This is a genomic window from Bacillus sp. FJAT-27001, from assembly GCF_019039175.1.
Lineage (GTDB): Bacteria > Bacillota > Bacilli > Bacillales > Bacillaceae > Bacillus > Bacillus velezensis.
In genome coordinates this window covers 22,028-35,840 of the sequence record NZ_JAHOAA010000009.1, presented here as the reverse complement: position 1 = coordinate 35,840, position 13,813 = coordinate 22,028, and the positions used below count along the sequence as shown (strand labels likewise).

Below are 13,813 nucleotides of genomic sequence, written 5' to 3'. Positions count from 1 at the left end.
GTTTTTTCCTCCCTTTTATTTACCTAAACAAAATTGTGAAAAGAGCTGATCAATTAAGCTTTCGTGGACGGCATCACCGATGATTTCGCCCAGCAGCTCCCAGCACCTTGTCAAATCAATTTGCACCATATCAATCGGAACATCCTGTTCAATTCCGTTCAGCGCATCATCAATCGCTTGCTTTGCCTGATGCAGAATCGAGATATGACGGGTGTTGCTGACATAGGTGAGATCTCCGCTTTCGATCGCTCCTGTATAAAATAGCGACTGAATCGCTTCCTCTAAATCTTGAATGCCTTCTTCTTTCAGCAATGAGGTCGTGACGACAGGCCGGCCTTTCGCCAGTTCCTTGACGCGCTCAGCGTCAATCTTAGCCTCAAGGTCCGTCTTATTCATAATGACAATGACATCCATTCCCTCAACCGCTTCAAACAATTTCACATCTTCTTCAGAAAGCTCTTCGCTGTGGTTAAGCACAAGCAAAATGAGATCCGCTTCCTTCAGAACCTGCCGTGACCGTTCCACACCGATTCTTTCGACGATGTCTTCTGTCTCACGGATTCCGGCGGTATCGACAAGCCGAAGCGGCACGCCTCGGACATTGACATATTCCTCAATCACATCACGCGTCGTTCCCGGAATATCAGTTACGATCGCCTTCGTTTCATGGACAAGGCTGTTAAGCAGAGAGGATTTTCCGACGTTCGGACGGCCGATGATCACGGTAGACAGTCCCTCACGCAAAATTTTCCCCTGCTCAGACGTACGGAGCAGCGCCTCGATTTCTTTCTTCACGCCGCTTGCCTTCTCCACTAAAAGCTGATGCGTCATTTCTTCGACGTCATCATATTCCGGATAATCTATATTAACCTCAACATGGGCAAGTGTTTCTAACAACTCATCACGCAGACGGCGGACAAGCGCGGAAAGCCGTCCTTCCATCTGGTTCATGGCGACATTCATGGCACGGTCCGTTTTGGCCCTGATCAGATCCATCACCGCTTCCGCCTGTGAAAGGTCAATCCGTCCGTTTAAAAATGCGCGCTTCGTAAACTCACCGGGTTCTGCCAGTCTCGCACCTTCTCTTAAAGCAAGCTGGAGCACCTGATTAACCGTCACAATACCCCCATGACAGTTGATTTCAATGACATCTTCCCTTGTGAATGTTCTGGGCGCTCTTAAAACAGACACCATGACTTCCTCAATAATCCGTCCCGTCGTGCTGTCCGCGATATGCCCGTAATGAATGGTATGCGATTCTGCCGAACTGAGCGTTTTGCCTTTCGGACCCTTGTACATTTTGTCGGCGATCTTTACGGCTTCAGGGCCGCTCAGCCGAACGATCGCAATCGCGCCTTCACCCATCGGAGTTGAAATCGCTGCAATTGTATCCATGCTGTTCACCTCTCTTTATCTCTGTTTCCATCTATATAAAAAATTTTATTTACGCCAAAATTAAAAGATAACATAGTTTGGTTTGAAGTGGAAGATACGTTATCCACAAAGGCAGAAATTCATCCCTTATTACTTTAACTTATCCACATGTGAATAACAATTAATTTTATTTCCTAAAACCTTTTTTATCAACAGCATAGACCGAAAAAGAAAAAACTTAAACGCAAAAAGTGCGATTCTGCTTAGGAATAGAGCCATTTTTACCAATAAAAAAACCGAAGTTCCGATTTTACCCGGACTTCGGTTTTCTGCTATCTTTATGGGAAATAACGAGATGGCGGTACCGGCCTTCACCGGTAGAAAACGTTTTGATATTTGGATGCTTTGACAGCGCGTCATGGATGATTTTTCTTTCACCTGACGGCATCGGTTCTAAATGCACATCTTTTTTCGTTTTCGACACTTGCTTGGCCAGCCTGTTTGCCAGCTGCTCCAGAATTTCTCTTCTTTTCCGCCGATAATTCTCAGCGTCGACAACGGCTTGGCGATACTGGCCGGAGCCGCGGTTCAAAACAAGCTGCGTCAATGTTTCCAGGGCATTGAGTGTTTGTCCTCTTTTGCCAATAAGCAGCGCCGCTTTTTCACCTTTAATGTGAAAACAGACTGTTTTCTTGTTTTCTTCCGTAACAATCTCAGAAGGTCCGGCAATGGAATGGATGATTTCTTCCAAATACACTTTCGCTTCATGAACAGGATTTTTTTTCTCTTCCAGTTCTACGATCGCATTCTTTTTTCCGAAAATACCCAAAAACCCTTTGTATTCTTCTTGCACCACCGTTATTTCTACTTGATCTTTCGTCAGTTGAAGTTCCTGAAGGCCTGATTGAACTGCTTCTTCGACATTCCGTCCCGCAGCAGTCACCTTCTTCACTTTTTCTTTCCTCCCGCTTTCTGCGTTTCCGGATCGTGTTTAATGTCAGGTCCTTTAATAAGGAATGTCTGAGCAATCATAAACAGGTTTCCGACTACCCAATACAGAGAAAGCGCGCTCGGGAAGTTGATCGCAAATACGATGATCATGATCGGCATAATCCATACCATCATTGCCATTTGAGGATTCTGAGTCGGATTTCCGGCCATCATCAGCTTCTGCTGGACAAAAGTGGCCACACCGGCAACGATAGGAAGAATATAGTAAGGATCCTTCTCTCCTAAATCAAACCATAAAAAGCTGTGCTGTGATATGGCTTGCGTACGCATAATGGCGTGGTAGAATCCGATCAAAATCGGCATTTGAATCAGGATCGGGAAACATCCCGCCAGCGGGTTTACCCCGTGCTTTGAAAACAGGGCCATCGTTTCCTGCTGAAGCTTCTGCTGCGTTTTTTGATCTTTAGAGCTGTATTTTTCTCTGAGCTTCTGCATTTCAGGCTGCAGCGCCTGCATCGCTTTTGAGCTTCGAAGCTGCTTGATCATCAGCGGCAGAATCAGCAGACGAATTAAAATCGTAACGATGATGATCGATAAACCATAGTTATCGCCCGTCAGTTTCGCTACGTACGTAATGACTTCTGACAATGGATACACAACATATTTGTCCCAGAAATGCGGACTATTCGCCGTAATCGGCTCTTTCACACTCGAGCACCCGGCCAGCAGCACGAGCATACCGACCATACTCAGTAGTAACCATATTCTCCTTTTCAAGAACGTTTCCTCCTATACCAATCTTTATGAACCTTGTATGTATTTTAGCATCTTTCAGTTTCAAATGGCGTTCATTTTTCGCCAAATAAAAGGAAGCGCTTTTAAAAACGTGAAGAAAACAAAATATGAGCTATTTTGACGAAGATTTCTTATATAATGAGGTTTTTCTGAATAAGTGCTGCAGACTCTTTTTCGTTTCTTCAAAACTGAGGTCGCCGGCGGGTTTTCTTGCGATAATAATAAAATCTTTCGGCTTGAGCAGCTCTTTTTCCTCCTGAACAGCCTGTCTGATTAACCGCTTCACCCGATTGCGCACGACGGCATTGCCGATTTTTTTACTGACAGAAAGCCCTACCCGGAGCTCTTCCTGTTTCGGCTGATCAAGCGTATACAGCACGAACTGGCGGTTTGCCATAGACGTTCCGCGTTTAAACACTTTTTGAAAATCTTCATTTTTCTTTAACCGATTTCGCTTCTTCACTTTAATTCACTCCGATATTCACTCGCAGAAACTTTTATTTCTATCTAAAAAAAACGGGCCGCCGGAATACTGAAGAAATTTCTCCAGTACCGGGCGACGCATGACATCTCACTCTCTTAATGTGAAAAAAGACCACTGACATTATTCAGTGGCCTAAGCTGATAATACTTTTCTGCCTTTGCGGCGACGGCGTGCTAATACTAGACGACCGTTTTTTGAACTCATACGGCTTCTGAAGCCATGAACTTTACTGCGTTTACGGTTATTCGGTTGGAATGTTCTTTTCATTTATGACACCTCCCTCGAGGAATAGCTGTTAAAGACAGTCTTACTTATTATATTTGTGCTGCCTATTCATTGTCAACTTCAGCAGTGCTTTTATTTCTTACAACCATAATAGGATAACATACCTTAACCAGTTTAGAAACCTTATTTTTCATATTCCTTTTTTTAACGCAAAAAAAAAGCCGCGCTCCCCCGGAAAAACGACATGTGGATAATTTTTTGGCCTTTTTTTAATATCCACAGTCGTTATCGACAACATTTTCACATTGCTAACCCCTGTGGACAAAGATTTTTCAACAAGTTGTCAGGTTTGTGGATAAGATTACGAGAACCATTGCAAGTCCTCGCTTAATTTGATATTATATTTGTGTTTTAACTCTTAATTACTTATCCAGCCCATTCTCTTTATCCACAAACTGTGGATAAGTTGTGGATTGTTTTCACACAGCTTGTGTAGATTGTTGTCCACAACTTGTGGAATTTGTCGAAAAGCTGTTTTTCTACTATACTATATGTTTTCAACATTTCGTGTGTACGAATGGTCAGAGCCATATGCTCTTTTTTTGTGTTCTATAACAGGGAAAGGGCGCTGATTTTTAAAGAAAAGGAGGGCTGTGCCGGATAATGGAGAATATATTGGATCTTTGGAATCAAGCTCTAGCTCAAATTGAGAAAAAGCTAAGCAAACCGAGTTTCGAAACTTGGATGAAGTCGACGAAAGCCCATTCGCTGCAAGGGGATACCTTAACCATCACCGCTCCCAATGAATTTGCCAGAGACTGGCTGGAGTCCAGGTACTTACATCTCATTGCAGATACCATATACGAATTAACCGGGGAAGAATTGAGCGTCAAATTTGTCATTCCTCAAAATCAGGACGAAGAAAACTTTTTACCGAAACCGCAAGTGAAAAAAGCGGCAAAAGAGGAACCGTCTGATTTTCCCCAAAGCATGCTCAACCCGAAATATACATTCGACACATTCGTCATCGGATCGGGAAACCGATTCGCCCATGCAGCATCACTGGCTGTGGCGGAAGCACCCGCTAAAGCGTACAACCCTTTATTTATATACGGGGGAGTCGGCTTAGGAAAAACCCACTTAATGCACGCGATCGGCCATTATGTCATTGATCATAATCCTTCAGCCAAAGTGGTGTACCTGTCTTCTGAAAAATTCACAAATGAATTCATCAACTCAATCCGCGATAATAAAGCCGTTGATTTCCGCAATCGCTACCGGAACGTTGATGTACTTTTGATAGATGATATTCAATTTTTAGCCGGAAAAGAACAAACACAGGAAGAGTTTTTCCATACATTCAACACGCTTCATGAAGAAAGCAAACAAATCGTGATTTCCAGCGACAGACCGCCGAAAGAGATCCCAACCCTTGAAGACCGCCTGCGTTCGCGGTTCGAATGGGGATTGATTACGGATATCACACCGCCGGATCTGGAAACGCGGATTGCCATCCTGAGAAAAAAAGCGAAGGCGGAAGGTCTTGATATTCCGAACGAGGTCATGCTTTACATCGCGAATCAGATTGACAGCAACATCCGCGAACTGGAAGGGGCATTAATCCGGGTTGTCGCCTATTCATCCTTAATCAATAAAGACATTAACGCAGACCTGGCTGCAGAAGCATTGAAAGATATTATTCCGTCTTCTAAGCCGAAGGTCATTACGATAAAAGAGATTCAGCGGATTGTCGGACAGCAGTTCAACATTAAGCTTGAAGATTTCAAAGCGAAAAAGCGAACGAAATCCGTGGCGTTCCCAAGACAAATTGCGATGTATCTTTCAAGAGAAATGACGGATTCTTCTTTGCCTAAAATCGGGGAAGAATTTGGCGGCAGAGACCATACAACCGTCATTCACGCCCATGAAAAGATTTCAAAACTGCTGATTGATGACGAGCAGCTTCAGCAGCAGGTGAAAGAAATAAAAGAACTGCTTAAATAATAGTGCCCTCGGATGAATCGGGGAAAGTGTGAATAACTATTTCATAGCCATACACAGTCTGTCCACATGTGGATAGGCTGTGTTTCCTGTCTTTTTCACAACTTATCCACAAATCCACAGGCCCTACTATTACTACTGCTATTTTTAAAATATATTAATTATATTATCCGTTAGGAGGATAAACATGAAATTTACGATTCAAAAAGATCGTTTAGTCGAAAGTGTACAAGACGTTCTAAAAGCCGTTTCATCCAGAACCACAATTCCCATTCTCACTGGTATTAAGATCGTCGCCTCAGATGAAGGTGTATCTTTCACAGGAAGTGACTCTGATATTTCAATCGAGTCATTCATTCCGAAAGAAGATGATGATAAAGAAATCGTGACGATCGATCAGCCGGGAAGTATCGTGCTGCAAGCGCGTTTCTTCAGTGAAATCGTTAAAAAACTGCCGATGGCGACTGTTGAAATCGAAGTTCAAAATCAATATTTAACGATTATCCGTTCCGGAAAAGCCGAATTTAATTTAAACGGCCTTGATGCAGATGAATATCCGCATCTGCCGCAAATCGAAGAGCATCACGCCATTCAGATTCCGACGGATCTTTTGAAAAACCTGATTCGCCAAACCGTGTTCGCTGTGTCCGCCTCAGAAACACGCCCTATCTTGACAGGTGTAAACTGGAAAGTCGAAAACGGTGAATTATTATGCACTGCCACGGATAGCCACCGACTCGCTTTAAGAAAGGCGAAGCTTGATATTCCGGAAGACAGCTCTTATAACGTGGTCATTCCTGGGAAAAGCTTAACCGAGCTGAGCAAAATTCTTGATGACAACCAAGAACTGGTTGATATCGTCATTACAGAAACCCAAGTTCTGTTCAAAGCGAAAAACGTATTGTTCTTCTCAAGATTGCTTGACGGAAACTATCCGGACACGACCAGCTTAATTCCGCAGGAAAGCAAAACGGAAATCGTCGTGAACACGAAGGAATTTTTACAGGCGATAGACCGTGCTTCTTTATTGGCGAGAGAAGGCCGCAACAACGTTGTAAAGCTTTCTGCCAAACCGGCGGATTCGCTGGAGATTTCATCAAATTCTCCGGAAATCGGGAAAGTGGTCGAAGCTGTGCTGGCTGACCAGATTGACGGCGAGGAATTAAATATTTCATTCAGTCCAAAATATATGATGGACGCACTGAAAGTACTTGAAGGAGCGGACATCCGTATCAGTTTTACGGGAGCGATGAGACCGTTTCTTATCCGTACGCCGAATGATGAAACCATCGTTCAGCTCATCCTTCCGGTCAGAACGTATTAATCAAACAGAATGTGCTGCCGGCTTAGTTCGGCAGCTTTTCTATTCATCAGCCGCTCCCTCAAGTTTTCCCTTTCCTTATTTCAGGATTTTTTAGTACAATTAGATATTAGTGATATTTGAAAGAGGTCGATATTATGGCAAATCCGATTTCGATTGATACAGAAATGATTACGCTTGGCCAGTTTTTAAAATTAGCCGATGTGATTCAGTCCGGCGGCATGGCGAAGTGGTTTCTGAGCGAGCATGAGGTGACTGTCAACAATGAACCTGACAATCGCCGCGGCAGAAAGCTTTACGTTGGAGACGTGGTCGCGATTGAAGGATTTGGTTCATTTCAAGTCGTCAATTAAAGCGGGTGACAGCGGTTGTATATCCAAAATTTAGAATTAACATCCTACCGTAATTATGAGCGCGCTGAGCTTCAATTCGAAAACAAGGTGAATGTGATCATCGGGGAAAATGCCCAAGGCAAAACCAATCTGATGGAAGCCATCTATGTCCTTTCGATGGCAAAATCACACCGCACCTCAAATGACAAAGAACTTATACGGTGGGACGAAGACTATGCTAAAATAGAAGGAAGAGTGATGAAGCGAAACGGGGACATCCCGATGCAGCTTGTCATCTCCAAAAAAGGTAAAAAGGGCAAGGTCAATCATATAGAGCAGCAAAAACTCAGTCAGTATGTCGGAGCGCTGAACACCATTATGTTTGCCCCTGAGGATTTAAATCTCGTCAAAGGAAGCCCTCAGGTGAGGAGGAGATTTCTCGATATGGAGATCGGGCAGGTTTCTGCCGTTTATCTGTATGATTTATCTCTTTATCAGAAAATCCTTTCACAGCGGAATCATTTTCTGAAACAGCTGCAAAGCCGGAAACAGACTGACCGGACCATGCTTGACGTTCTCACTGATCAGCTGATTGAAGCAGCCGCAAAAGTTGTCGCCAAACGTCTGCAGTTTACGGCGCAGCTTGAAAAATGGGCGCAGCCGATCCATTCCGGCATTTCCCGGGGACTTGAAGAACTGACGCTTAAGTACCACACGGCGCTTGATGTATCAGATCCCAAAGATTTGTCGAAAATAGGTAACAGCTACCAGGAGTCTTTTTCGAAATTAAAAGAAAAAGAAATAGAACGAGGCGTCACATTATTCGGACCGCATCGGGATGATGTCCTTTTTTATGTGAACGGACGCGATGTGCAGACGTACGGTTCGCAGGGACAGCAGCGTACGACGGCTTTGTCTTTGAAGCTGGCCGAAATAGATTTGATTCATGAAGAAATCGGAGAATACCCCATTTTACTTTTGGATGATGTACTAAGCGAGCTGGATGATTACCGACAGTCCCATTTGCTTCATACGATCCAAGGCCGTGTGCAGACATTTGTCACCACGACAAGCGTGGATGGCATTGACCACGATACCTTACATCAAGCAGGAATGTTCCGTGTGGAAAACGGTACGTTAGTGAAGTGAAGAAATGAGGTGAGCGATTGTATATTCATTTAGGTGACGACTTTGTCGTTTCAACACGCGATATCGTCGGCATTTTTGACTGCAAGGTCAATGTATCGCCGATCGTTGAAGAATTTCTGGACAGACAGAAAGAAAAAGTAGTGCCGTCCGTAAACGGCACGCCAAAGTCTATCGTAGTCACGACTGAGAATATATATTACTCTCCCTTATCTTCCGGCACACTGAAGAAACGTGCGCAATTTATGTTAGAAATAGATTCTTAGCGGATCTTTACAATGAATATATCGTTTAAGAAAAGTGTAGGTGAATGTGCATGGCTATGGAACAGCAGCAAAATAGTTATGATGAGAATCAGATACAGGTATTAGAAGGTTTGGAAGCTGTTCGAAAGAGACCGGGGATGTACATCGGATCAACTAACAGCAAAGGCCTTCACCACTTGGTGTGGGAAATCGTCGACAACAGTATTGACGAAGCCCTGGCCGGTTATTGTACAGATATTAACATCGAGATTGAAAAAGATAACAGCATTACCGTTAAGGACAACGGGCGCGGAATTCCGGTCGGTATCCAGGAGAAGATGGGCCGCCCTGCGGTTGAAGTCATCATGACCGTTCTCCACGCCGGCGGTAAATTTGACGGAAGCGGATATAAAGTATCCGGCGGTCTTCACGGTGTAGGGGCATCTGTCGTAAACGCCTTGTCGACCACTCTTGACGTTACGGTTCATCGTGACGGAAAAATCCACTATCAGGCGTACGAGCGCGGTGTACCTGTGGCCGATCTTGAAGTGATCGGTGATACTGATAAGACCGGAACGATTACGCACTTCGTTCCGGATCCGGAAATTTTCAAAGAAACAACCGAATACGACTATGACCTGCTTTCAAACCGTGTCCGGGAATTGGCCTTCCTGACAAAAGGCGTAAACATTACGATTGAAGACAAACGTGAAGGACAAGAACGGAAAAACGAGTACCACTACGAAGGCGGAATCAAAAGCTATGTTGAGTACTTAAACCGTTCCAAAGAAGTCGTTCATGAAGAGCCGATTTATATCGAAGGCGAGAAAGACGGCATAACGGTTGAAGTTGCATTGCAATACAACGACAGCTATACAAGCAATATTTATTCTTTCACGAATAATATCAACACATACGAAGGCGGGACGCACGAAGCCGGATTTAAAACCGGTCTGACCCGTGTCATAAACGACTATGCAAGAAGAAAAGGGATTTTCAAAGAAAATGATCCGAATTTAAGCGGGGATGATGTGAGAGAAGGGCTGACTGCCATTATTTCAATTAAGCACCCTGATCCGCAATTCGAAGGGCAGACGAAAACCAAGCTCGGCAACTCCGAAGCGAGAACGATCACTGATACGCTGTTTTCTTCTGCGCTGGAAACATTCCTTCTTGAAAATCCGGACTCAGCCCGCAAAATCGTTGAAAAAGGTTTAATGGCCGCAAGAGCGCGGATGGCAGCGAAAAAAGCGCGGGAATTGACCCGCCGCAAAAGTGCGCTTGAGATTTCCAATCTGCCGGGCAAACTGGCGGACTGTTCTTCTAAAGATCCGAGCATTTCCGAGCTGTATATCGTAGAGGGTGACTCTGCGGGCGGATCAGCGAAACAGGGACGGGACCGTCATTTCCAAGCTATTCTGCCGCTGCGCGGTAAGATACTGAACGTTGAGAAAGCCAGACTTGATAAGATTCTCTCAAACAATGAGGTCAGATCAATGATCACGGCCCTCGGAACAGGAATCGGAGAAGATTTTAATCTTGAAAAAGCGCGTTATCATAAAGTGGTCATCATGACGGATGCCGATGTTGACGGCGCCCACATCAGAACGCTTTTATTAACGTTCTTCTACAGATACATGCGGGAAATCATCGAAAACGGCTATGTCTACATTGCCCAGCCGCCGCTTTACAAAGTGCAGCAGGGAAAACGGGTGGAATACGCTTATAACGATAAGCAGCTTGATGAGCTGTTAAAAGAGCTTCCGCAATCACCTAAGCCCGGCCTCCAGCGTTATAAAGGTCTTGGAGAAATGAACGCGACTCAGCTTTGGGAAACGACAATGGACCCTGCGACCAGAACGCTTCTGCAAGTCAATCTTGAAGATGCAATGGACGCTGACGAGACTTTTGAAATGCTGATGGGTGACAAAGTAGAACCGCGGAGAAACTTCATAGAAGCAAACGCCAGATACGTGAAAAATCTTGATATTTAACCAAGAAAGCCTTATTTTCGTTAAGAAATAAGGCTTTTTTCTCAAAGCGGCTTCTAAAGCCTCTGAAAACCCGCAAAACCCGTATATTCTACTAAATTAATGTGTATAAACACAAGTTTATTGATATAATGGAGAATAGTGAAATCGTATTGAAGATCATAATGGACAATCTACTCCCACATTATTTCATGTGATACTTCAGGGAGGTTTTTTTAATGAGTGAACAAAACACACCACAAGTACGTGAAGTCAATATCAGTCAGGAAATGCGGACATCCTTCCTGGACTATGCAATGAGCGTTATCGTATCCCGGGCGCTTCCGGATGTGCGTGACGGTCTGAAGCCGGTTCACAGACGGATTTTGTACGCGATGAATGATTTAGGCATGACCAGTGACAAACCATATAAAAAATCTGCCCGTATCGTCGGTGAAGTTATCGGTAAGTACCACCCGCACGGTGACTCAGCGGTTTACGAATCAATGGTCAGAATGGCGCAGGATTTTAACTATCGCTACATGCTTGTTGACGGACACGGCAACTTCGGTTCGGTTGACGGCGACTCAGCGGCCGCGATGCGTTACACAGAAGCGAGAATGTCAAAAATCGCAATGGAAATCCTTCGGGACATTACGAAAGATACGATTGATTATCAAGATAACTATGACGGCGCAGAAAGAGAACCTGTCGTCATGCCTTCGAGATTTCCGAATCTGCTCGTCAACGGAGCTGCCGGTATTGCGGTCGGAATGGCGACAAATATTCCTCCGCATCAGCTTGGGGAAGTCATTGAAGGCGTGCTTGCCGTAAGTGAGAATCCTGAGATTACAAACCAGGAGCTGATGGAATACATCCCGGGCCCGGATTTTCCGACTGCAGGTCAGATTTTAGGCCGGAGCGGCATCCGCAAGGCATATGAATCCGGACGGGGATCCATTACGATCCGGGCTAAGGCTGAAATCGAAGAGACATCATCGGGAAAAGAAAGAATTATTGTCACGGAACTTCCTTATCAGGTGAACAAAGCGAGATTAATTGAAAAAATCGCAGATCTTGTCCGGGACAAAAAAATCGAAGGAATTACGGATCTGCGTGACGAATCCGACCGTAACGGAATGAGAATCGTCATTGAGATTCGCCGTGACGCCAATGCTCACGTCATTTTGAATAACCTGTACAAACAAACGGCCCTGCAGACGTCTTTCGGAATCAACCTGCTGGCGCTCGTTGACGGACAGCCGAAGGTACTAAGCCTGAAACAATGTCTGGAGCATTATCTTGATCACCAAAAGGTTGTGATCCGGCGCAGAACGGCTTACGAACTCCGCAAAGCGGAAGCGAGAGCTCACATTCTGGAAGGTTTAAGAATTGCTCTCGATCATTTAGATGCCGTTATTTCTCTTATCCGCAATTCCCAGACGGCTGAAATTGCGAGAACAGGTTTGATCGAACAATTCTCACTGACTGAAAAACAAGCGCAAGCCATTCTGGATATGCGCCTTCAGCGATTAACCGGTCTGGAGCGCGAAAAGATTGAAGAGGAATATCAATCACTTGTTGCGCTTATCGCCGAGCTGAAAGATATTTTAGCCAATGAAGAAAGAGTTCTTGAGATCATCCGTGAAGAGCTCAATGAAATCAAAGAGCGTTTCAATGATGAGAGACGCACTGAAATCGTGACGTCCGGTCTTGAAACAATTGAAGATGAAGATCTTATCGAGAGAGAAAATATCGTCATCACACTGACCCATAACGGCTATGTTAAACGTCTCCCGGCGTCCACATACCGCAGCCAAAAACGGGGCGGAAAAGGCGTACAGGGAATGGGAACGAATGAAGATGACTTTGTGGAACACTTAATTTCCACATCAACGCACGATACGATCCTGTTCTTCTCTAATAAAGGGAAGGTATACCGTTCTAAAGGATATGAAATCCCTGAATACGGCCGTACGGCAAAAGGCATTCCGATTATTAACCTTCTGGAGGTTGAAAAAGGCGAATGGATTAATGCCATTATTCCGGTCAGCACGTTTGATGAGGAGCAATACCTCTTCTTTACGACCAAACAAGGGGTGTCGAAACGTACGGCACTGTCCCAGTTTGCGAATATACGGAATAACGGGCTGATCGCCCTAGGTCTCCGGGAAGACGATGAACTGATGGCCGTCCGCCTGACTGACGGCAAGAAACAAATCATCATCGGAACGAAGAACGGTTTGCTGATCCGTTTCCCTGAAGAAGATGTAAGACAAATGGGACGCACAGCTGCGGGTGTTAAAGGCATCACGCTGACAGACGATGATGTCGTTGTAGGCATGGAGATTCTTGAAGAAGACTCCCATGTCCTCATAGTGACAGAAAACGGCTACGGCAAACGCACACCGGCTTCAGAATACAGAGTTCAAAGCCGGGGCGGAAAAGGCCTTAAAACATGTAAAATCACTGACAGCAACGGTCCGTTAGTAACCGTGAAAGCAACAAAAGGCGAAGAGGACTTAATGATTATTACGGCAAGCGGCGTGTTAATCAGAATGGATATTAATGATATCTCCACTACGGGACGCGTAACACAAGGCGTCCGTCTGATCCGCATGTCTGATCAAGAGCATGTAGCCACTGTGGCGCTTGTGGAAAAGAATGAAGAAGAGCCGGAAGAAACGGAAGAAGTATAAACGTAGAAGCGCAGCTGTAGCAGGCTGCGCTTTTACTATATAAAGAAATGAAAAAAAGCTTTGACACATAGTGATGATGCTGATATAATCATTTTTGTTGTCTTTTTAATAGAAAGGCAAGCCTAGCGAAAATATTTTTTAAAAAAGTATTGACCTAGCAAACTGAAAATGTTATGATTAAGAGGTCGCTTCGAGAGAAGCAACAAAGTTCTTTGAAAACTAAACAAGACAAAACGTACCTGTTAATTCAAAGTTTTAAATAAATCGCAC

General features: G+C 44.5%; 12 protein-coding genes. 7 read left to right on the top strand and 5 right to left on the bottom strand.

What is annotated here, in order from left to right:
• Nucleotides 1-15: 15 nt before the first annotated feature.
• The 5 genes from mnmE to rpmH all read right to left on the bottom strand — a co-directional run bounded on the left by mnmE (nt 16) and on the right by rpmH (nt 3,871).
• Nucleotides 16-1,395, bottom strand: a complete 1,380-nt coding sequence (gene mnmE, locus BGM27_RS18515) for a tRNA uridine-5-carboxymethylaminomethyl(34) synthesis GTPase MnmE (RefSeq protein ID WP_007409903.1) — start codon at nt 1,393-1,395, stop codon at nt 16-18.
• A 289-nt stretch (nt 1,396-1,684) separates the two neighbouring features.
• Nucleotides 1,685-2,326, bottom strand: coding sequence for an RNA-binding cell elongation regulator Jag/EloR (gene jag, locus BGM27_RS18510; RefSeq protein WP_015418654.1), 642 nt, complete (start codon nt 2,324-2,326; stop codon nt 1,685-1,687).
• Nucleotides 2,323-3,072, bottom strand: a complete 750-nt coding sequence (gene spoIIIJ, locus BGM27_RS18505) for a YidC family membrane integrase SpoIIIJ (protein ID WP_007409906.1) — start codon at nt 3,070-3,072, stop codon at nt 2,323-2,325. Before spoIIIJ ends, jag begins: the two co-directional genes overlap by 4 nt.
• Nucleotides 3,073-3,232: 160 nt before the next feature.
• Nucleotides 3,233-3,583 carry a ribonuclease P protein component gene (gene rnpA, locus BGM27_RS18500; RefSeq protein WP_004392944.1) on the bottom strand — a complete coding sequence of 117 codons (351 nt, stop codon included), beginning with the start codon at nt 3,581-3,583 and terminating at the stop codon, nt 3,233-3,235.
• Nucleotides 3,584-3,736: 153 nt separating this feature from the next.
• On the bottom strand, nt 3,737-3,871 hold the full coding sequence (rpmH, locus tag BGM27_RS18495; protein WP_003178075.1) for a 50S ribosomal protein L34: 135 nt from the start codon (nt 3,869-3,871) through the stop codon (nt 3,737-3,739).
• A 621-nt stretch (nt 3,872-4,492) separates the two neighbouring features.
• Between rpmH and dnaA the strand changes: the two genes are divergently transcribed.
• The 7 genes from dnaA (at nt 4,493) to gyrA (ending at nt 13,543) form a co-directional block, all read left to right on the top strand.
• Entirely contained in the window at nt 4,493-5,833 is a 1,341-nt protein-coding gene (gene dnaA, locus BGM27_RS18490) for a chromosomal replication initiator protein DnaA (RefSeq protein WP_007409908.1), read from the top strand.
• A 184-nt stretch (nt 5,834-6,017) separates the two neighbouring features.
• A complete protein-coding gene (gene dnaN, locus BGM27_RS18485) occupies nt 6,018-7,154 on the top strand; it encodes a DNA polymerase III subunit beta (protein ID WP_007409909.1) in 1,137 nt (378 codons plus the stop codon).
• Nucleotides 7,155-7,288: 134 nt separating this feature from the next.
• Nucleotides 7,289-7,504 carry a ribosome maturation protein RlbA gene (rlbA, locus tag BGM27_RS18480; protein ID WP_004392910.1) on the top strand — a complete coding sequence of 72 codons (216 nt, stop codon included), beginning with the start codon at nt 7,289-7,291 and terminating at the stop codon, nt 7,502-7,504.
• 15 nt (nt 7,505-7,519) lie between these two features.
• The gene (recF, locus tag BGM27_RS18475; protein ID WP_007409910.1) at nt 7,520-8,632 is read left to right on the top strand and encodes a DNA replication/repair protein RecF; all 1,113 of its coding nucleotides are present in this window, start codon (nt 7,520-7,522) and stop codon (nt 8,630-8,632) included.
• A gap of 17 nt (nt 8,633-8,649) precedes the next feature.
• Complete coding sequence (remB, locus tag BGM27_RS18470) at nt 8,650-8,895, top strand: extracellular matrix regulator RemB (RefSeq protein ID WP_004392908.1); 246 nt, start codon at nt 8,650-8,652, stop codon at nt 8,893-8,895.
• Between the two features lie 56 nt (nt 8,896-8,951).
• Entirely contained in the window at nt 8,952-10,868 is a 1,917-nt protein-coding gene (gene gyrB, locus BGM27_RS18465) for a DNA topoisomerase (ATP-hydrolyzing) subunit B (RefSeq protein WP_007409911.1), read from the top strand.
• Nucleotides 10,869-11,083: 215 nt separating this feature from the next.
• Complete coding sequence (gyrA, locus tag BGM27_RS18460) at nt 11,084-13,543, top strand: DNA gyrase subunit A (protein WP_007409912.1); 2,460 nt, start codon at nt 11,084-11,086, stop codon at nt 13,541-13,543.
• The last annotated feature ends 270 nt before the right edge of the window (nt 13,544-13,813 follow it).